The organism is Variovorax sp. W1I1 (genome assembly GCF_030815625.1).
In the GTDB taxonomy this organism is placed as follows: domain Bacteria; phylum Pseudomonadota; class Gammaproteobacteria; order Burkholderiales; family Burkholderiaceae_C; genus Variovorax; species Variovorax paradoxus_C.
Genome location: NZ_JAUSWZ010000001.1, coordinates 580,419 through 600,596, shown reverse-complemented (window position 1 = coordinate 600,596; position 20,178 = coordinate 580,419). Strand labels below are relative to the sequence as shown.

Sequence of the window (20,178 nt, the reverse complement as noted above, 5' to 3'; positions counted from 1 at the left end):
ACGACAGGCGCGCGGTCTGCGCTGCGGCGCTGCGAACCCCTCTGTGCCGCCGAGGAGCGCAGCGTTTCGCGGATCAGGGCTCGCAGCTGTCTGAGCGAAGCGAGTTCTGCGAGCCCCCGCGAAACGCGAGCACCGCAGGGAAGCCCGAAGGGCCGGCACAGCGGGGTTCGCAGCGCCGCAGCGCAGACCGCGCGCCTCTCCAAAGATCACGTACTAAAAGTCTCCCAAAAGCCAAGCAATGCTCGGCCTTCCGAAGGAGTCCACATGACCATTGTTTTGCAAAGCACCGTCGCCGCATCGCTGGGCATACAGCAGCTGTCCAACGCATTCACCCCGGCCTTTTCTCACCTGCGCATTCTTCGCAACCTCATCATCCCGATGCCTTCGGGATGCGCGGTTCCCACGGCGCGCATCGACGCCGTCATCGTGTGCGAGACCGGCGTGTACCTGTTCGAGATCAAGGCGTGGCGCAACGCCTTCGTCTATCGGAAGAAGTCCGACGAAGCCCCGCCGCGCTGGTTCCTGCGACTCCACGGATGCACACGCGCACGCGAAGTGAAAGACCCCGCATGGCAAGGCGGCCGCAAGACGACGCAGCTGCGCAGCCTGCTGCCCGATGACCTGCGCCTGCAGTACTTCGTGCTCCTGCCCTGTGAAGGCGTGGAACTCGAAGGCGTCATGCCCGCCGCGGTCATCACGCAGCAGGACCTGCCCTACATCGCACGCCTCGTGCGCAACAACGGACGCACAGCACGCACCTATCCGCTGCTCGATGCCCATGCCGTCGAGCGCACCGTGCAGCGCCTGCTCGACATCCAGGGCGACCTGTCGATGGAGACGCATCTGCAGAACTGCCGCGAAAGAAGCGAGCAGCAACCGCCCATGCGGTGGCCCGTCATGCGTGCAATGGGATTGCAGTAGCAGCCTTTACAGGCTTTACCAAAGCCCCCGAAGAGCGTCCCATATTTCTCCGACATTGGCGAAGACCATGCGGCGATGTATCTCCCCAAGTCCCTCGCGGCCATCGCTGCACTGCTCGCTTCGATGGCCGCCCCTCCCGCATGGGCCGCCGACCCGTTCACCGTTCGCGACATCCGGCTCGAAGGGCTGCAGCGCGTCGAGCCCGGCACCGTCTTCTCGACCCTCGGCATCAAGGCCGGCGACAACTACAGCGACGAGCGCGGCAGCGCAGCCATTCGCGCGTTGTTCGAGCTGGGCTTGTTCAAGGACGTGCGCATCGACACCGATGGCAACGTGCTCGTCGTCATCGTGGAAGAGCGACCCACCGTCGCCGATGTCGATTTCGTCGGCACCAAGGAATTCGAGAAGTCCGCACTTCAGAAGGCCTTGCGCGAAATCGGCCTTGCCGAAGGCCGCCCCTTCGACAAGGCGCTCGCCGACCGCGCCGAGCAGGAGCTCAAGCGCCAGTACGTGAGCCGCAGCCTCTACAACGCGGAGGTCGTGACCACCGTCACGCCGCTGGAGCGCAACCGCGTCAACCTCACGTTCACCGTCGTCGAAGGCGAGTCGGCGCGCATCAAAAGCGTGCGCGTCGTCGGCAACAAGGCCTTCAGCGAAAGCACGCTGCTCGACCTGTTCGACCAGGACAGCGGCGGCTGGCTCGCCTGGTACACCAAGTCGAACCAGTACTCGCGCAGCAAGCTCGCTGCCGACCAGGAAACGCTGCGCTCCTACTACCTCACGCGCGGCTACCTGGAGTTCCGCATCGACTCCACGCAGGTCGCCATCTCGCCGGACCGGCAGTCGCTGGACCTCACGCTCAACATCACCGAGGGCGAGAAGTTCGCAGTCGCCGGTGTGCGGCTCGAAGGCAACTACTTCGGCCGCGAAGACGAGTTCAAGACCCTCGTGACGGTGCGCCCCGGCGCGCCCTACAACGGCGAGGACGTGGCCGCCACCACCAAGGCCTTCACCGACTACTTCGGCACCTTCGGCTACGCGTTCGCGCGCGTGAAGGCCGAGCCCGAGATCGACGGGGCCAACAACCGCGTGACGATGGTGCTGAAGGCCGAGCCCGCGCGCCGCGTGTACGTGCGGCGTCTGAACATCGGCGGCAACGCGCGAACGCGCGACGAGGTGATCCGCCGCGAGTTCCGCCAGTTCGAAGGCGCCTGGTACGACGGCAACAAGATCAAGCTCTCGCGCGATCGCGTCGACCGGCTCGGCTACTTCACCGAAGTGAACGTGGAGACCACCGAAGTACCCGGCAGCAACGACCAGATCGACCTCACGGTCAACGTGGCCGAGAAACCCACCGGCTCGCTGCAGCTGGGCGCGGGCTATTCGTCGACCGACAAGGTCTCGCTCACCTTCGGCATCACGCAGGAGAACGTGTTCGGCTCGGGCAACTACCTGGGGCTGCAGGTCAACACGAGTTCGTACAACCGCACGATCTCGCTCACTGCGACCGATCCGTACTTCACGAAGGACGGCATCTCGCGCACGCTCAACGTCTTTCACACCACCACGCGGCCCTACTACGAGGCCGACGGCAACTACAAGCTCGCGAGCGACGGTGGCTCGGTGCGCTTCGGGCTGCCGGTGGGCGAGCTGGACACGGTATTCCTCGGCATCGGCGTGGAGCGCTATTCGTTCACGCCCGGCACCAACGGTTCGTACACGCTGGTCGACGGCTCTTACGTCTACACCGGCACGCCGCAGGCTTATCTCGACTACTTCAAGTGCACCGGCACCGCGCCGAGCGTGGTGTGCGCCGGCAGCAACGTGGTGGGCATTCCCGCGACGGTGGGCTGGTCGCGCGACGACCGCGACAGCGCGCTGGTGCCGACCACCGGGCGCCTGCAGCGCGCGAACCTCGAGGTGGGCGTGGGCAGCGCGCTGCGCTACCTGAAGACCGACTACCAGTACCAGCAGTACTTCGCGCTCTCCAAGCAATACACGCTGGCCATCAACGGCCAGCTCGGCTATGCGAAGGCGCTGGGCGGCAGCACCTTCCCGATCTTCAAGAACTTCTATGCAGGCGGGCTCGGCTCGATCCGCGGCTTCGAGCAGAACTCGCTCGGGCCGGTCGATGCGGTCACGGGCGGTTCGCTCGGCGGCACGCGCAAGGCGATCTTCAACATGGAGTTCAGCACGCCCTTTCCCGGCGCGGGCAACGACCGGTCGCTCAGGCTCTACAGCTTTTTCGATGCGGGCAACGTGTTCGCCGACCGCACGGCCAGCATGACCGATGCGCAGTGGAAAGCGCAGAACCGCATCCGCGCCTCGGCGGGCCTGGGCATCAGCTGGATCTCGCCGTTGGGACCGCTGCGGCTCGCGTACGCGGTGCCGCTGGCCTACCAGAAGGCGGACACCGCCAACGGCATCGCGGCGGACCGCACGCAGCGCTTCCAGTTCCAGATCGGCACCTCCTTCTGAAGATGGAAAGGACAACGCCATGAGCCGCATCCTGATGGTCGAAGACGGGCGCGACAGCGCCTTCGCACTGCTGGACCACCTCTGCAACGCGGGCCACGAGGTCGAGCACATCGGCGACGGCGCCTCGGCGCTCGACCGCATCCTGAGTTCGCCGCCCGCGCTCACCTTGCTCGACGTGGTGCTGCCGCAGATCGACGGCCTCGAAGTGCTGCAGAAGGTGCGCTCGCACAGCGACCATCCGATCATCATGCTGACGGCGCGCACGCGCGAGGTCGACCGCCTGCGCGGGCTCGACCTGGGCGCCGACGACTATGTCTGCAAGCCGTTTTCGCCGCGCGAAGTGGTGGCGCGCGTGCACACGGTGCTGCGCCGGCATGCGCAACGCGATGGCGCTTGCGGGGCGCCGTCGAAGTCGGTGTCTTTCCGGGACGCGCACGGCGGTGCGCAGTTGGAGGGGCATGCGCTCGATCTCACGCGCCGCGAGCTCCTGCTGCTGCGCACGCTGTCGCGGGACCCAGGGCGGGTCTTCACGCGCTCGAAGCTGCTGGAAGCGGCGTTTCCGGAAGCGCTCGACGTGAACGAGCGCGCGGTCGACGGACACATCAAGAACCTGCGCAAGAAGCTCACGGCCGTGGCGCCCTCGCACGGCTGGATTCGCTCGATCTACGGCGTGGGCTTCAGCTTCGCGGACCGGCCTGCCTGAGCACGGCACACGGCATCGCGCGGTGTGGCGGGGCCGGTGCGCATGATCGGCGCGAGGGTCGAGAGACTCGCGCTGCGCCCCTCGGCCGGATGGCGCTCGCCGCATCCCCCACGTGCGGCGATGCAGGCGCCCAGCGCCAGGCCGCCGAAGGCCAGCAGGCCCATGAGGCGCTGCATCGGCGGCAACCCGCCAGTTGATGGTGTCGCCACGGGATGCACCCAGGCGGTTTCGCTGTGAGACGGCATCGCGGTGTGCAACGCTCAGTCTTCGGTGGATTGCGCGAAGCCGCTCATGCGCTTTCCTTCTCGGCTTCGGCGCCCGGCTCCACCGCGCGCGTGGCGCGCGCCTCCGCCCAGACGATCAGCAGCGTCCACACATGGGTAACCACCCAGAAGATCGCCGTGAGCCACAACAGGACCAAGCCCATGCCGTCCTCGGACCATGCATCGGCCCACGACCAGGCGGGGCGCGCCGGCGCGCAGTGCGCCGGGCTGGCCCAGGCCAGCACGGCGGCCGCGAAGGCGGAGAGGAACTTTTTCGGTGAGCTAAAGGTGGCCGGGTTCATGGGCCCGCATCGTGCGTTTCGAATCGGGAGAAATGTGGGAGGGCCACCCCACCGGGTTCCATCCGGATTCCTCCCAGATTTCTCCCCATTTGGCCGCCATGATCCGCCGCTTGCCTATGACGCCCGCCTGCCCGAAACGCATGTCGCAGAATGCGGCCATGCCTGCCCAGAGCCCATGCCGCGTCTGACACTCTCCCGCAAGATCTTCCTGGCGCTGGCCGCCTTGCTGGTCGTGTTGCTGCTCAGCTTCGTGGGCTTTTCCATCATCGCGCTGCAGCGGGGCCTGGGCGCCTACGTCGCCGAGATCGAGATCCGGCGCATGGACTGGCTCTCCCAGCTTCTGCTGAAGCACTACGCTGCCAACGGCGACTGGAAGAAACTGCGCGACAACGACGAGGCCTGGCATCGCCTCCGCATGGGCCAACTGGCGGGCGTGCTCGACGGTGCGGCCAGCCCCGACGACCGGCGGCTTCCGCCCTGGTACGAGCGCCGCGCGCCAGGCACGGGCCGGCTCGAAGGCGATGCCGACAACGGCGCGCCGCCGGCGCTGCCTTCCTCGTCGCCCGCCGGCTCGCCGCAACTGGACCTGCTGCCACGGCGCTTCTCGATGCCGCCGCCGCCCTGGTTCTTTCCCGACCCGCGCGGTGCGGCCGATTCGATCTACCAGCGCCTGGCCGTGCTCGATGCGCAAGGCGCATTGGTGGTCGGCGCCTCCATCGATCTGGAGAATGCCGCGCGCATGCCGATCCGCCGCGGACGCTCGGTCGTCGGCTATCTCGCGCTTGCGCCGATGGAAGGCCTCGAGAGCGAGGCCGACCGCGCCTTCATCGCGCGCCAGTCGGGCGTGATCGCGCTCACCGGCCTGTGCGGACTCGCCTTCGCGCTCGTGCTGTCGTGGCTGCTCGCGCGCCGCTGGTTCAAGCCCATCGACGCGCTGACGCAGGCCGCGCAGGACGTGGCGCGCGGGCGGCTCTCCACGCGCGTGGCCGTGCATGGTTCCGACGAACTCGCGCTGCTGGGCAAGACCTTCAACGACATGGCGCAGCGCCTGGACAAGGTCGAGGCCTCGCGGCGCGCGTGGCTCGCCGACGCGGCGCACGAGCTGCGCACACCGCTCGCTGCGATGCGCGCGGAAATCGAAGCGCTGCAGGACGGCGTGCGCACCTTCGACGAACGCACCGCCCTGCGCATGCACCGGCAGGTGATCCGCCTCGGCCAGCTGGTCGACGACCTGCGCAGCAGCATGCGCGAGCCGCAGAACGATTTGCTCACCACCGCCGTGTTTCCGCTCACGCTGCTGAAGGAGGCGCTGGACCACACGCGCGACCGCTTCGCGCAGCGCGGCATCGCGGTCGACCGGGAAGCGATCGACCGCATCGCCGCATCGGCCCAGCCGGTGATCGACGGCGACGCGCACCGGCTGCACCAGGTCTTCATGAACCTGCTGGAGAACACGCTGGCCTACACCGACGCGGGCGGCCGGCTGCGCATCGACGTGACCATCGAAGGCGCGTGGACCGGCAACTGCCTCACGCTGCTGTTCAATGACAGCGCGCCGGGCGTGTCCGAAGAAGAAATCCCGCGGCTCTTCGACCGCCTGTTCCGCGGCGAAACCTCGCGCAGCCGCGCGCTCGGCGGCTCGGGCCTCGGCCTCTCGATCTGCCGCGCGACCATCGAGGCGCACGGCGGCAGCATCGAGGCCGCCCCATCGCCGCTCGGCGGATTGCGCATGACCCTCACCCTTCCACTGGCGGCATCCGCATGACACGCATCGTCATCGTCGAGGACGAAATCGACATCGCCTCGGTGGTGCAGGACTACCTGCGCCACAGCGGCTACGAGACCGCGCACTTCGCCGACGGGCAGAGCGCGCTCGAAAGCATCGTCGCCTCGCCGCCCGACCTGACGCTGCTGGACATCATGCTGCCGCGGCTGGACGGCATCGAGGTGCTGCGCCGTGCGCGCGAGCACACGGCGCATCCGATCATCATGCTGACCGCGCGCATCGAGGAAGTCGATCGGCTGCTAGGCCTGGAGCTCGGCGCGGACGATTACGTGTGCAAGCCCTTCTCGCCGCGCGAGCTGGTGGCGCGCGTGCGGGCCGTGCTGCGGCGCACAGCACCCGGCAGCGTGCCCGGACAAGCCCCGCAGGGCGATGCCCCGGGCCTCGTGCTCGACGACGTGCACTGGCGTGCCTCGCTCGAAGGCACGCCGCTGAACCTCACGCGCCGCGAGTTCGGGCTGCTGCAGGTGCTGTCGCGGCACCCGGGGCGCATCTTCTCGCGTGCGCGGCTGCTGGAGCTCGCTTATGACGACACGGTGGACGTGACCGAGCGCGCCATCGACAGCCATGTGAAGAACCTGCGTCGCAAGCTGGGCGCGGTGTCGCCAGAACACGACTGGATCCGCTCGGTGTACGGCGTGGGATTCGCGTGGGAAGCGCCGCCACAGCCCTGACTGAACGGCCTGGACGTTCGCGGCCTCGTGGCATGCATCGTGCAAGATCGCAGCCATGCTCCCCCTGTCTTCCGATGCGCTGCGCCAGCGCCTGCGTTCCTTTGCCTCCCGCGCGCAGCCGCTGCGCATTCTTCTCACCCTTGGCAGCCTGATGGCGGTGTGCAGCTACACCGGCCACACCGATGCGGTGATCCCCTTGTTCCTCGGCGCCATCGCCAGCGCGCTCGCCGAAACCGACGACAGCTGGCGCGGCCGCCTTCGCGCACAACTCGTGACGCTCGCCTGCTTCGCGGTGCTGTCGTTCTCTGTCGAGGCGCTGTTCGGCCGGCCGGTGCTCTTCATCGCCGGGCTGGCGTTCGCGGCCTTCTGGCTCACGATGCTGGGCGCGGTGGAGGCGCGCTACAAAGCCATCGCCTACGCGACGCTGATCCTCGCGATGTACGCGACGCTCGGCATCGAGAACCAGGGCGCGCACGGCCATGATCGCGGGCGCGAATCCTTGTTGCTGCTGGCCGGTGCCGGCTGGTATGGCGTGTTCTCGGTGCTGTGGTGCGCGGCCTTTCCGGCGCAGCCGGTGCAGGCGCGGCTGGTGACGCTGTTCACCGTGCTCGGCAACTTCGTGCGCTTCAAGGCGTCGCTCTTCGAGCCGCTGCGCGGCATCGACATCGAACAGAAGCGGCTCTCGCTCGCGCAGCTCAACGCCGAGGTGGTGAGCGAGCTGAACGCCGCGAAGGAAAGCATCTTCCGCCGCATCGGTGCGCGGGCGCCGACCGGGCGCATCTCGCGCTACCGCGGGCTCTACCTGATCGCACAGGACGTGCACGAACGCGCAAGCTCCTCGCACGACGACTACAACGCGCTGGCCGACGCCTTCTTCCACAGCGATCTGCTCTACCGCTGCCAACGCGTGCTCGGCCTGCAGGGGTTGGCGTGCCAGCGGCTTGCCAGCTCGATCGCACGGCGTGAGCCTTTCGAGGTGGGCGAGGAAACCGTGCAGGCGCTGGCCGACCTGCGCGGCGCCATCGAACACGAGCGCGCACGGGCGACCACGCCGGAGCGCCTCGCGCTGCTTGCATCGGTGGAAGCGCTGGCGCGCAACCTCGCGCAGCTCGACGGGCAACTCACCGGTGCAAGCCAGCCGTCGGCGCGCGCCGGACGGACCGAGATGGGCCTCTTCAACCGCTCGCCGCGTTCGTGGCGCGATGCGGTGGAACGCGTGCGGCGACAGCTCACGCCGCGCTCGCCGCTGTTTCGCCATGCGCTGCGGCTGGCGATTGCGCTCGCCGTGGGCTACGGCGTGATGCACGTCATCCATCCCGCACAGGGCTACTGGATCCTGCTGACCACGCTGTTCGTCTGCCAGCAGAGCTTTGGCGACACCGTTTCGCGCATGGGCCAGCGCATCACCGGCACGGCGCTGGGGGTTGTCGCAGGCTGGGCGCTGTTGCAGCTCTTTCCGCAGCCGCTGGTGCAGTCGGTGATCGCGGTGGTGGCCGGCGTGCTGTTCTTCGCGACACGCGCCACGCGCTACCTGCTCGCGACGGCCGCAATGACGCTGCTGGTGCTGATGTGCTTCAACCAGGTGGGCGACAGCGGCTTGCTGCTCGTGCCGCGGCTGGTCGACACCGCCATCGGCAGCGCCATCGCCGGCCTCGCGGTGCTGCTGGTGCTGCCGCACTGGCAGGCGCGGCGCATCAACGAACTGGCGGCCACGGCGATGCGCAGCCATGCGGGGTATTTGCGCCGGATCGTCGAGCAGTACGGCACGGGGCCGCGCGACCATCTCGACTACCGCCTCGCGCGGCGCAACGACCACAACGCCGATGCGGCGCTATCGACGGCGGTGTCGGACATGTTCCGCGAGCCGGGTTATGTGCGGCCGCGCGCGGGCATCGCGCTGCGCTTTCTGATCCGCTCGCACACGCTCCTGAGCTATCTGTCGGCGCTCGGCGCGCACCGCGCCGCGTTACCCGATTCGCCGCACATGGCGGTGCTGCGCGACGCGGCCGAAGCTGCGGCTGCGGCGCTCGATGCGCTGGCCGGCGGGTTGCAGGGCGGCGCGATCGGGGACGACCCTGCTACCGAACCCGCCGTTCGCGCGGCCCTCGCGGCGGCCGTGGCCCCGGCCGGCGATGCCGGCGCGGCGGAACGCACCATCCACACCGAACTGGCCCTGGTCTGGCTTCAGATCGACGCGCTGCGCACCCATGGGCGCGAGTGGCTGCAGCCGGGCGACGACGCGGCGCCCGCCACCCTGGAAACCTGAAACGTCCGACCACTTGGCTGGGCGAAACAACCCGCCAGAAGGCTAGTCAGGTTGCGCCGGGTAAAATCGCGGCTTCATGTCACGCTGGTTCGCCGCTACTGTCCTCACCCTCATGTTGTCCTGCTACGGCCTTGCCGTGTTCGCGCAGGGCCTGATGGGCGCCGGGCATCCCGCGCATGCGGGCGCAGACATGCAGACCTGTGCAACCACCAGCATGTCGTTCTCCGATGCATTCGTGAGCGACGCCATGGACCTGGCGGACGAACTCCCCTCCCATGACGAGGCGGGTTCCGAGCACGTCGAACTGGTCGATGCCCGGCATCCCCTGGCAGTGCCCCTTTTCCTCTCTGAGCAGCCGCGCGGACTCGCCCTGACGCCCGCGCTCTCGCCGCTCCTCGATCGGCCCAAGCGGCCACCCCGCGCCGCCGCCCTGGTCGCCTAAGGCTCCGCCGCGACCGGAGCCTTTGCGGCTCCCGCCTTCTTCTCGATTCGACCGCGTCGCCGCATTCCGGCAACCGAGCTCGCATCGCGAACACACCGCTTTTCCCGTGCCACACCGCGTTCCCGCACCGCCGGAACGCCCGATCAAGGAATCAGAATGAACAACGGACAACCCACCTACCACCCCGGCTTCGACGCACCCATCGCGTCGGCCCAGGAACGCAACCGCGTTCTTCGCAACACCTACTGGCTGCTCGCGCTGTCGATGGTGCCCACCGTGCTCGGCGCCTGGATCGGCGTTTCCACCGGCCTCGCACGCGCCATGTCCCCGGGCATCGGCCTCATGGTGTTCCTCGGGGGCGCCTTCGGCTTCATGTACGCCATCGAGAAGACCAAGAACTCGGCCGCCGGCGTGCCGGTGCTGCTGGCCTTCACCTTCTTCATGGGGCTGATGCTGTCGCGCCTCGTGGGCTCGGTGCTGGGTCTCTCGAACGGCGCGAACCTGGTGATGACGGCCTTTGCCGGCACCGGCGCGATCTTCCTGGGCATGGCGACGCTGTCGTCGGTCATCAAGCGCGACCTGTCGGCCATGGGCAAGTGGCTCTTCATCGGCGCCGTGCTGCTGCTGGTGGCGGGCATCGCCAACTTCTTCATCCAGTCGAGCGCGCTGATGATGACGCTGGCGGTCGCCGCCATCGGCATCTTCTCGGCCTTCATCCTGCATGACCTCAAGCGCGTGAAGGACGGCCTGGAGACCAACTACATCTCCGCCACGCTGGGCGTCTACCTCAGCATCTACAACGTGTTCCAGGCACTGCTCGCCCTCTTGGGCATGGGCGGCGGCCGGGACGAGTAACGCTCAAGAAGGGAGCCTTCCATGCGCCTCACCACCAAGGGCCGCTTCGCGGTCACCGCGATGATCGACATCGCCCTGCACGGCCGCTCGGGTCCGGTCACGCTGGCCTCGATCAGCCTGCGCCAACGGGTCTCGCTGTCGTACCTGGAACTGCTTTTCGCCAAGCTTCGCCGAAACGACCTGGTCGAATCTACGCGCGGTCCGGGCGGCGGCTATTCGCTCAGCCGCAAGGCCGCGCTCATCAGCGTGGCGGACATCGTGCTGTCCATCGAGGACCACGGCAACGAGACCACGCGCCGCCGCGCCGGCGCGGATGTGGACGACAGCGGCCGCTGCGAGGTCGAGGAGCTCTGGGCCTCGGTCAACCTGCGGGCGGTCGAGTTCCTGAAATCGATCTCGCTGCAGAGCCTGGTCGACGAGCAAAAGGCCAAGGGCGTGCAGGCCGCCACCAGCGTGGCCGGCAGCAGGCGGACCACCGTGGTCGGCACGCCGGTGCGCAAGCCGTTCGTCGTGGACGCGCCGAACTCGGTGTTCGCACTGGGCCGGCGCCAGCAACGCGCCAGTTAGTTACCGCTCTGCCTCGCCGCGCTGACGGCGAGTCGGAAGTACCTCCTAGCCAAATCGCCGGCCACCGTGCCGGCGCCCCGCCAACGTTTCGGGCAGCCGCAAGGCTGTGCCAGCGTTGGCTTTTTTTCGTTTGCTTGCCCCTACAAAAGCCGTGCCATGCGCCGTATCGCGCCGCAGCGCCCCAGGCAGAATGCACCATTCAGGTGCGAAATCGATGCGCAACCGGGGTTTTCCCGGGCTGCGCCGGACGGCCTCGCACCGCGATTCCAGACACCCATAACCTCCAAGCTGCTGCTCTCTCTTTCCCTGCTCGCCTCTCTCGCGCTCGCGGCCTGCGGCGGCAAGCCGGCCCCCGCCGTTGCCGACGCACCGGGCGAAGTCGGCGTGGTGACGCTGCACGCCGGCGACGTGCCGGTGCTCACCGAACTCGCCGGCCGCACTGCGGCATTCCGCGTGTCGGAGGTACGGCCGCAGGTCAACGGCATCGTGCGCAAGCGCCTCTTCGAGGAAGGCGGCATGGTCCGCGCGGGGCAGGTGCTCTATGAGATCGAGCCCGGCCCGTTCGAGGCCGCGCACGAGCAGGCCGAGGCCTCGCTCGCCACCGCGCAGGCCAGCATCGCCAGCCTGCGCAGCAAGGCCGAGCGCCATGGCGAACTCGTCAAGGCCAACGCAGTCAGCCGGCAGGAGCACGATGAAGCCCAGGCCGCGCTCGCGCAGGCCCAGGCGGGCGTGAAGGCCGCGCAGGCGGCGGTGAAGGCGGCGCGCATCAACCTCGAATTCACGCGCATCACAGCGCCCATCGCGGGGCGCATCGGGCGCTCTTCCATCACCGAAGGCGCGCTCGTCGCGCCGGGGCAGGCGACGGCGCTGGCGACGATCCAGCGGCTCGATCCGATCTACGTCGACGTCATCCAGTCGAGCCTGGAGCTCACGAAGCTCAAGCGCCGCTTCATTTCGGGCGACATGGCGCCGGCCAGCACGCGCGTGACGCTGCGCATGGAAGACGGCCTGCCGTATCCGCACGAAGGCACGCTGAAGTTCACCGAGGTCGGCGTCGATGCAGCGACGGGTTCGGTCACGCTGCGCGCGGAATTTCCGAACCCGCAGGGGCTGCTGCTGCCCGGCATGTACGTGCGCGCACAGGTGGAGGCCGGCGTGGAACGCCACGCCGTCCTTGCGCCCCAGCGCGGCGTGAGCCGCAACGAAAAGGGCGAGCCGACCGCGCTGGTGGTCGGCGCAGGCGACAAGGTCGAGTTGCGGCCGCTCGAAGTGCGCGGCGCGTCGGGCGACCAATGGATCGTGAGCAAAGGCCTGCGCGAAGGCGACCGCCTCGTGGTCGACGGCCTGCAGCGCGCGCACCCCGGCGAGAAGGTGAAGCCGGTGCCGGTGTCCCTCGAGGCGGCCACGGCTGCCACCACCGCCGCCGAATGAAACACAAGACAAGCAGACTGCAGTGATCGCGAATTTCTTCATCCACCGCCCGGTCTTCGCCTGGGTCATTGCCATCCTCATCATGCTGGCCGGCGGCGTGGCCATTCGCACGCTGCCGGTGTCGCAGTACCCGGACATCGCGCCGCCCACGGTCGTGGTCTCCGCCAACTACCCCGGCGCCTCGGCGCAGGCGCTGGAGACCAGCGTCACGCAGGTCATCGAGCAGCAACTCAAGGGCATCGACGGCCTGCTGTACTTCAAGTCGACCAGCAGCTCCGCCGGCTGGGCCGAGATCAGCGCCACCTTCCGTCAGGGCATCGACCCCGACACCGCGCAGGTGCAGGTGCAGAACAAGGTCAGCCAGGCCACGAGCCGCCTGCCGCAGGCGGTGCAGCAGCAGGGCCTGACGGTGGCGAAGTCTCAGAACAACTTTCTCCTGATCGTGGCGCTCTACGACCAGACCGACCAGCGCACCGACACCGACATCGCCGACTGGATGGCCAGCAACCTGCGCGACCCGATCAGCCGCGTCGATGGCGTGGGCTCGGTGCAGGCCTTCGGCGCCGCGTATGCGATGCGCATCTGGCTCGATCCGCACCGGCTCGCGAGCTATCAGTTGATGCCCTCGGACGTGACGGCCGCCATCGCCGCGCAGAACACGCAGGTGTCGGTGGGCGAGATCGGCGCGCGGCCCTCGTCGGCGAAGCAGCAGCTCAACGCCACGGTCACCGCGCTCTCGCGGCTGCAGACGCCCGAGCAGTTCCGCGACATCGTGCTCAAGACGCAGGCCGACGGCGCCGTGGTGCGGCTGGGCGACGTGGCACGCGTGGAGATCGGCAGCGAGTCGTATGCCGAGACCACGCGCCTGAACGGCCATCCCGCCGCGGGCTCGGCCGTGATGCTCGCGCCCGGCGCCAACGCGCTCACCACCGCGAATGCGGTGAAGGCGCGCATCGCCGAACTCGAAGCCTCGCTGCCGGCGGGCCTGCGCGTGGCCTATGCGGAAGACACGACGCGCTTCGTGAAGATCTCGATCCAGTCGGTCATCAAGACGCTGCTCGAAGCCATCGCGCTGGTGGTGGTCGTGATGTTCCTTTTCTTGCAGAACTGGCGCGCCACGGTGATCCCCGCGATCACCGTGCCGGTGGTGCTGCTCGGCACCTTCGGCGTGCTCGCGGCCTTCGGCTACTCGATCAACGTGCTGACGCTGTTCGGCATGGTGCTGGCGATCGGCCTCCTGGTGGACGACGCCATCGTGGTGGTGGAGAACGTCGAGCGCGTGATGCATGAAGAAGGGCTCGACGCGAAGGCCGCCACCATCAAGTCGATGGGCGAGATCACCGGTGCGCTGATCGGCATCGCGGTGGTGGTGTCGGCGGTGTTCCTGCCGATGACGTTTTTCGGTGGCTCGGTGGGCGTGATCTACCGACAGTTCTCGGTGACGATCATCGCGTCGATGGCGCTCTCGGTGGTGGTCGCCATCGTGCTGATTCCCGCGCTGTGCGCGCGCTTCCTGAAGGCGGGCACGGCGCCGCGCACACGCGGCTTCCTCGGTACGTTCAACCGCCGCTTCGATGCGGCGCAAGGGCGCTACGTCGGGCTGCTGGGCCGCATGCTCGGCAAGCCCTGGCGCTTTGCCGCCATCTACCTGGCCATCGTGGCGGGCATGGGGGCGCTCTACCTCAGCCTGCCCGGCGGCTTCCTGCCCGAGGAAGACCAGGGCAGCGTGATGGTGCAGCTCACGCTGCCGGCGGGCGCCACGCAGGGCCGCACCGACGCGGTGAACCGGGCGGTGGAGAAGCACTTTCTCGAGACCGAGAAGGACACCACCGACACGATCTTCACGATCTCGGGCTGGAGCTACGGTGGCTCGGGACAGAACCAAGGCATGGCTTTCGTCTCGCTCAAGGACTGGTCGCAGCGGCGTGGCGCGGACAAGCGCGCGCAGGCCATCAGCGAACGCGCCGGCACCGCGCTCTCGGCGCAGCAGCGCGACGCCGAGGTCCATGGCATGGTGCCGCCGCCCATCGAAGGGCTGGGCGAATCCAACGGCTTCGAGTTCTGGCTGCAGGACACCTCCGGCATGGGCGCCACGCGGCTCGTGCAGGCGCGCGAGAAGCTCGTGCGCGACGCGAAGAAAGACACGCGTCTTCAGTCCGTGCGCGCCAACAGCATCGCCAACACGCCGCAGTTGCAGGTCGACATCGACCAGCTGAAGGCTTCGGCGCTGCGGCTCTCGCTGGACGATGTGAACACCACGCTGGGCACGGCCTGGGGCGGCAACTACGTGAACGACTTCATCGACCGCGGTCGCGTGAAGCGTGTGTACGTTCAGGCCGATGCACCCTACCGCTCGGCGCCGGAAGACATCCGCCAGTGGTCTGTGCGCGGCGCGACCGGCGCGATGACGCCGTTCTCCGCCTTCGCCACCACGCGCTGGAGCCAGGGTGCCTCGCAACTGGAGCGCTACAACGGCGTGCCGGCGGTACAGATCCAGGGCGCCGCCGCGCAGGGCATGAGCTCGGGCACGGCCATGACCGCCATCGAGACCGTCGCGAAGAAGCAGAGCGGCACGGGCTACGCATGGAGCGGGCTCTCCTACCAGGAGCGCCTGTCGGGCGGGCAGGCGCCGCTGCTGTTCGCGCTGTCGATCCTCGTGGTGTTCCTGTGCCTCGCGGCGCTCTACGAGAGCTGGTCGGTGCCGTTCTCGGTGATGCTGGTCATTCCGCTGGGCGTGCTCGGCGCGGTGATCGCTGCGGCGCTGCGCGGGCTGTCGAACGACATCTACTTCCAGGCCGGCCTGCTCGCGACCATCGGGCTGTCGGCCAAGAACGCGATTTTGATCATCGAGTTCGCGGAAGCGGCGCTGCGGCGCGGCGTGCCGCTGCTCGAAGCGGTGGCCGAAGGCGCGCGCCTGCGGCTGCGGCCGATCCTGATGACCTCGCTCGCGTTCCTGGCCGGGGTGATTCCGCTGGCGCTCGCCACCGGTGCGGGTTCGGGCAGCCAGACGGCGATCGGCACCGGCGTGTTCGGCGGGGTGCTCGCGGCGACGGCGTTGGGGATCTTCTTCGTGCCGCTGTTCTATCTGCTGGTGAAGCGGGCGGCTGCGCGATGGGGCGGACCGAAGACGAAGGCGGTGCCTGCGGGCTGATCAACTGCGCAGGTCGGCGCGGTCTCAGCGCGGCCGGGCCGCGGCAGCGCCGCGCGACAACCCGGGCAGGCGCCATCCGAACGTCATGCCGGCCGCCGCGATCAGGATCGCCGCCGCGCCGACAAGCTGCGCCGGCGTCAGCCGCTGGCCGAAGGCCACGAAGTCCACACCGATCGCCACCAGCGGATAGATGAACGACAGCGCGCCGGCCACCGTCGTCGGCAGCTTCTGGATCGCGCCATACAGCAGGATGAACACGAGCCCGGTGTAGATCACGCCCATCGTGAGGTGCACGCCCCAGGTGCCCGCGTCGGTGGGCAGCGCCCGCAGATTCGCGAACGGCGCGAGCATGAGGATGCCGACACAGACCTGGATCAGCGCGATGAGATGCGGCGCCATGTCGCCAAGCTTCTTCGCGACGATCGCGGCCACCGCGTAGCAGAAGGCGGCGCCCAAAGCCATCAGCACGCCCGTGAGATAGGCCGAGCCGTCGACGCTCCCGCCGCCCTTCGCCTGCGCCACCAGCACGACGCCGGCGAACGCGATGCAGAGCCACGCCACCTTCATCGCCGTCAGCCGCTCGGAGAACAACAGCGCACCGAGCGCGACGAGCATGAAGGGCTGCGTGTTGTAAACCGCGGTGGCGATGGAGATCGATGCGCGCGAGAACGACGCGAAGATCAGCAGCCAGTTGACCACCAGCGCCACGCCGCCGAACGCGGCCAGCGCGAAGGTGCGCGGCGTGAGGCCGCGGCGCAGCACGCCCAGCGCGGCGCAGGCGACGAAGAGCGTGGCGGCGCCGAACACGCAGCGCCAGAACAGCACGTCGACCAGCGGCTGGTTGAAGCGCACCACGAACCAGCCGATGGTTCCGGAAATCACCATGGCGGCGCTCATCTCGAGCGCGCCGCGAAGCTTGGTTTGCATGGCTTCGAGCGTGCCAGCTTTGGCAGCGGATGAGAATGCTTTTAAAAAGGCAAAGACGGCCGGTTGCCATCGAAAATTAGGCACAACCCGCCAACCACGGAGATCGACCCATGCTGGACGACATCGACGAAAACATCCTCGCAGCCCTCGGCACCAACGCGCGCATGTCGCTCAAGGATCTCGCGCTGCAGGTCGGGCTTTCTTCCCCCAGCGTGGCCGAGCGGCTGCGGCGGCTGGAAGAGCGCGACGTGATCCGCGGCTACACGCTGGCGCTGAATCCGAAGGCGCTCGGCTACCAGTTCCAGGCCATCGTGCGCATCCGCCCGCTGCCGGGCCAGTTGCAGGCGGTGCAGAAGCTGATCGAGGACACGCCGCAGTTCTGCGAGTGCGACAAGGTCACGGGCGAAGACTGCTTCATTGCGCGGCTGCTGCTGCAATCGATCGAGCAGCTCGACGGCATCCTCGACCACATCGCGGCGAAGGCCGAGACCAACACCGCGATCGTGAAGGCGCACACCATTGCGAGGCGGCTGCCGCCGCTGAGGCCGCCGGAGATTTCCGGCCGCTGAACGCCGCCGCACCCGCGGCGAGGGTCATCAGGGCGCGAAGCCCGAGCGTCGCACCACCGGCTCCCATTGCTGACGGTAGGCCTTGAGCATCTGCGCGGTCTCCGCGGCAGTACTCACGACGGGCGTGATGTAGAGCGCATCGGCCGCCTTCTGCAGCCCCGGGTCCTGCATGACTTCGCGGATCTTCGTGGCCAGCAGTTGCACCTTCGGCTGCGGCATCGTGCTCGGCGCGAAGAAGGTGTTCCAGCCGTCGGCATCGATCTTCATGCCGGCCTCGCGAAAGGTCGGCACGTTGGGCGCGAAGCTCGCGCGCTTCTTGCCCGACACGGCCAGGATGCGGATCTTGCCGGCCACGTGCTGCGCGTAGAGCGAGTCCATGGTGTCGATGGCGATCGGCAGCGAGCCGCCGCTCAGGTCGGCCGCGAGCGGCGCCGAGCCGCCGTAGCCCTTGATCTGCGGCTGCACGCTCAGCGCATCGCCCACCATGAGGCCGAAGAAGTGCGGCAGGCTGCCGGTGGCCGGCACGCCGAAGACCGCTTCTTCCGGATGCGCCCAGAGCCGGCCCACGAGGAACATCGCGCGGTCGAGCTGCAGCTTGTTGCCCACGGCCAGCGCGAAGTCGTAGCTGCTGACCTGGGAGACCGGCACGAAGTCCTTGTCGGGGTCGTAGCCCAGGTCCTTGAACACCAGGGGCGCCACCACCATCACGGCGGGGTTGCCGAGCATCAGCACGTTCTCGCCGGCGGGTGCGCGCTTGATCTGCTTGGCCGCGAGCCGGCCGCCTTCGCCGGGGCGGTTCTCGACCGTCACGGGCACGCCGAGCTTGGGGCTCAGGCGCTCCGCGATGAGCCGCGCCATGCGGTCGGTGCTGCCGCCGGGCGCATAGCCGACGACGAGCACGAGTGGTGCATCCAGGTTTTCCGCATGCGCGGGCACGAAGGCGCCGCAAGCCGCGAGAGAGGCAAGAGCGGCGACGCACCATGCGGTGATTTTTCGCCGGGAAAAAAGAATGGCCACGAGATGTCCTGCTTCCGGCGACAGACCGGTTTCTGTTACTTTGTTTATACGCAAGTAACAAATAGTTGATCTAATCCACCATCGGCCGCCGAGGCGGCGCAGCCACAACCCTTGCGATCTCCCCAATGTCAGTTTTTCCCGATGCGGGCGCATTGCGCGCTCCCCGTTCCCTGGACGACCTGCTGCTCTATCGGCTGTCGCGTGCGGCGCGCGCCGGCAGCGGCATGGTGACCCGCATGGTCGAGGGCGGCTTCGGCATCACGCGCCGCGAGTGGGGAATGATCAGCACGCTCGCGGAGGTCGGCGAGATCACGCCCTCGGCGCTCGCGCAGCGGCTCGACCTGGACCGCGTGCGCACCTCGCGGGGCTTGCGCAGCCTCACCGAGAAGAAGCTGGTCGAGCGCCGCCAGGACACCGAGGACCGCCGCGAAGTGCATGTGCGCCTGAGCCCTTCGGGCCGGCAACTCTTCGGCGAGCTGTTTCCACGCGTCGCAAGCCTCAACAGCGAACTGCTCGACGGCATCGACGCCGCGCACATCGATATCTTTCTCCAGTGCCTGCGCCGGCTCGAAGTGCGCGGCACCGAACTGAGCGCGCAAGGCGTGGTGCCCGAAAAGGCCGACCGCCGCGCGGGCGGCACGCGCCACCACTGGCCCAAGCGCGGCAATTGAGCGGCGCGCATTCGCGCCCGAAGCCTCGCGCGCCTGCTCGTGCACCGGCACATCCCGGTGCTGATGCTGCGTCAGGCCTTAGGCGACGGCCCTTCCAAGCGCCGCCACCACCGCATCGCCCATCTCCTCGGTGCCCACGCGGGTACAGCCCGGCTGGAAGATGTCGCCGGTGCGCAGGCCGTCCGCCAGCACGCGGCGCACCGCGCCTTCCACGCGCCCTGCATTGCCGGGCTGGTCGAACGAGAAGCGCAGCATCATCGCCATCGACAGGATCGAGGCCAGCGGATTCGCGAGGTTCTTTCCCGCGATGTCGGGGGCGGTGCCGTGCACCGGCTCGTACAAACCGAAGCTGCCCGCCGCCATCGATGCCGAGGGCAGCATGCCGATGGAACCGGTGAGCATCGCGGCGGCGTCCGAGAGGATGTCGCCGAAGATGTTGCCGGTGACGATCACGTCGAACTGCTTGGGCGCGCGCATCAGCTGCATCGCGGCCGCATCGACGAAAAGATGCGTGAGTTCGACGTCGGGATATTCCTTGCCCACGCGCGTGACCACCTCGCGCCAGAGCTGCATCACCTCCAGCACGTTCGCCTTGTCGACCGAACAGAGCTTCCGGCCGCGCGTGCGTGCGGTGCGGAATGCGACGTGCGCGATGCGCTCCACCTCGGGCTCCGAATAGCGCATCGTGTTGAAGGCTTCGCGCTCGCCGTTGGCGTTGAGGCCGCTGCCCCGCGGCTCGCCGAAGTACACGTCGCCGGTGAGTTCGCGCAGGATCATCAGGTCGAGCCCGTCGACCACCTCCGGCTTGAGCGTCGAAGCGCCGATCAGCTCGGGGAAAAGAAAAGCCGGCCGGAAGTTGGCGAAAAGCCCCAGTTCCTTGCGCAGGCGCAACAGGCTCGCGCCCGGCCGCATCATGAACGGGATCTCCTCGTCGCCGGGCATGCCGGCCGAGCCGAACAGGATGGCGTCGGCCTTGCGCGCAATCTCGCTCGTGGCCGCGGGCAGCGGATCGCCGGCGGCATCGATGCCGGCCTGCCCGATCGCCGCTTCCACCAGTTCCAGCGATTGGCCGTGGCCCACCACTGCCTTGAGCACCTTCACGGCCTGCGCCGTGACTTCGCGGCCAATGCCGTCGCCCGGCATCACTGCAATCTTCAT

Annotated in this window: 18 protein-coding genes; 13 read left to right on the top strand and 5 right to left on the bottom strand. The window is 68.3% G+C overall.

The genetic code is table 11. From position 1 onward, the window contains the following. The first annotated feature begins 264 nt into the window (after positions 1–264). From QFZ83_RS02925 to QFZ83_RS02915, 3 genes are all read left to right on the top strand, one after another. Complete coding sequence (locus QFZ83_RS02925; protein ID WP_307502451.1) at positions 265–921, top strand: nuclease-related domain-containing protein; 657 nt, start codon at positions 265–267, stop codon at positions 919–921. A gap of 75 nt (positions 922–996) precedes the next feature. After that, positions 997–3,399 carry an outer membrane protein assembly factor BamA gene (gene bamA / locus QFZ83_RS02920; protein ID WP_307502448.1) on the top strand — a complete coding sequence of 801 codons (2,403 nt, stop codon included), beginning with the start codon at positions 997–999 and terminating at the stop codon, positions 3,397–3,399. Between the two features lie 19 nt (positions 3,400–3,418). Next, positions 3,419–4,102 carry a response regulator gene (locus QFZ83_RS02915; RefSeq protein ID WP_307502445.1) on the top strand — a complete coding sequence of 228 codons (684 nt, stop codon included), beginning with the start codon at positions 3,419–3,421 and terminating at the stop codon, positions 4,100–4,102. Here the strand turns inward: QFZ83_RS02915 and QFZ83_RS02910 are convergent. Continuing rightward, on the bottom strand, positions 4,063–4,347 hold the full coding sequence (locus QFZ83_RS02910; protein WP_307502442.1) for a hypothetical protein: 285 nt from the start codon (positions 4,345–4,347) through the stop codon (positions 4,063–4,065). The two genes, QFZ83_RS02915 and QFZ83_RS02910, sit on opposite strands and share 40 nt — an antisense overlap. A 44-nt stretch (positions 4,348–4,391) precedes the next feature. Next, complete coding sequence (locus tag QFZ83_RS02905; RefSeq protein WP_307502440.1) at positions 4,392–4,667, bottom strand: hypothetical protein; 276 nt, start codon at positions 4,665–4,667, stop codon at positions 4,392–4,394. A gap of 175 nt (positions 4,668–4,842) precedes the next feature. On the opposite strand from QFZ83_RS02905, the gene QFZ83_RS02900 reads away from it, so the two are divergent. From QFZ83_RS02900 to QFZ83_RS02865, 8 genes are all read left to right on the top strand, one after another. After that, complete coding sequence (locus tag QFZ83_RS02900) at positions 4,843–6,432, top strand: ATP-binding protein (RefSeq protein ID WP_307502437.1); 1,590 nt, start codon at positions 4,843–4,845, stop codon at positions 6,430–6,432. After that, positions 6,429–7,124, top strand: coding sequence for a response regulator (locus QFZ83_RS02895; protein ID WP_307502434.1), 696 nt, complete (start codon positions 6,429–6,431; stop codon positions 7,122–7,124). Before QFZ83_RS02900 ends, QFZ83_RS02895 begins: the two co-directional genes overlap by 4 nt. A gap of 55 nt (positions 7,125–7,179) precedes the next feature. Continuing rightward, the gene (gene yccS / locus QFZ83_RS02890) at positions 7,180–9,390 is read left to right on the top strand and encodes a YccS family putative transporter (protein WP_307502431.1); all 2,211 of its coding nucleotides are present in this window, start codon (positions 7,180–7,182) and stop codon (positions 9,388–9,390) included. Positions 9,391–9,502: 112 nt separating this feature from the next. Further along, a complete protein-coding gene (locus QFZ83_RS02885; RefSeq protein ID WP_307502429.1) occupies positions 9,503–9,832 on the top strand; it encodes a hypothetical protein in 330 nt (109 codons plus the stop codon). Positions 9,833–9,988: 156 nt separating this feature from the next. Next, positions 9,989–10,687: a Bax inhibitor-1/YccA family protein gene (locus QFZ83_RS02880; protein WP_306881685.1), complete on the top strand. Its 699-nt coding sequence runs from the start codon at positions 9,989–9,991 to the stop codon at positions 10,685–10,687. A 21-nt stretch (positions 10,688–10,708) separates the two neighbouring features. Beyond that, positions 10,709–11,254 (top strand): Rrf2 family transcriptional regulator, encoded by a 546-nt coding sequence (locus QFZ83_RS02875; RefSeq protein WP_307502424.1) that lies wholly within the window; start codon positions 10,709–10,711, stop codon positions 11,252–11,254. Positions 11,255–11,530: 276 nt separating this feature from the next. Beyond that, on the top strand, positions 11,531–12,685 hold the full coding sequence (locus QFZ83_RS02870) for an efflux RND transporter periplasmic adaptor subunit (protein WP_373457524.1): 1,155 nt from the start codon (positions 11,531–11,533) through the stop codon (positions 12,683–12,685). 25 nt (positions 12,686–12,710) lie between these two features. Next, positions 12,711–15,836, top strand: a complete 3,126-nt coding sequence (locus QFZ83_RS02865; protein WP_373457523.1) for an efflux RND transporter permease subunit — start codon at positions 12,711–12,713, stop codon at positions 15,834–15,836. 24 nt (positions 15,837–15,860) lie between these two features. Here the strand turns inward: QFZ83_RS02865 and QFZ83_RS02860 are convergent, their stop codons facing one another. Further along, the gene (locus QFZ83_RS02860) at positions 15,861–16,763 is read right to left on the bottom strand and encodes a DMT family transporter (protein WP_307502416.1); all 903 of its coding nucleotides are present in this window, start codon (positions 16,761–16,763) and stop codon (positions 15,861–15,863) included. 110 nt (positions 16,764–16,873) lie between these two features. Here QFZ83_RS02860 and QFZ83_RS02855 point away from each other — a divergent pair, with 110 nt between their 5' ends. Next, positions 16,874–17,332 (top strand): Lrp/AsnC family transcriptional regulator, encoded by a 459-nt coding sequence (locus QFZ83_RS02855; RefSeq protein ID WP_307502413.1) that lies wholly within the window; start codon positions 16,874–16,876, stop codon positions 17,330–17,332. A 27-nt stretch (positions 17,333–17,359) separates the two neighbouring features. On the opposite strand, the gene QFZ83_RS02850 is transcribed toward QFZ83_RS02855, so the two are convergent. Further along, on the bottom strand, positions 17,360–18,349 hold the full coding sequence (locus tag QFZ83_RS02850; protein WP_307502410.1) for a tripartite tricarboxylate transporter substrate-binding protein: 990 nt from the start codon (positions 18,347–18,349) through the stop codon (positions 17,360–17,362). Positions 18,350–18,474: 125 nt separating this feature from the next. Here QFZ83_RS02850 and QFZ83_RS02845 point away from each other — a divergent pair, with 125 nt between their 5' ends. Then, complete coding sequence (locus QFZ83_RS02845) at positions 18,475–19,020, top strand: MarR family winged helix-turn-helix transcriptional regulator (protein ID WP_307502405.1); 546 nt, start codon at positions 18,475–18,477, stop codon at positions 19,018–19,020. 78 nt (positions 19,021–19,098) lie between these two features. Here QFZ83_RS02845 and leuB read toward each other — a convergent pair whose 3' ends face one another. Continuing rightward, positions 19,099–20,178, bottom strand: coding sequence for a 3-isopropylmalate dehydrogenase (gene leuB / locus QFZ83_RS02840; RefSeq protein ID WP_307502400.1), 1,080 nt, complete (start codon positions 20,176–20,178; stop codon positions 19,099–19,101).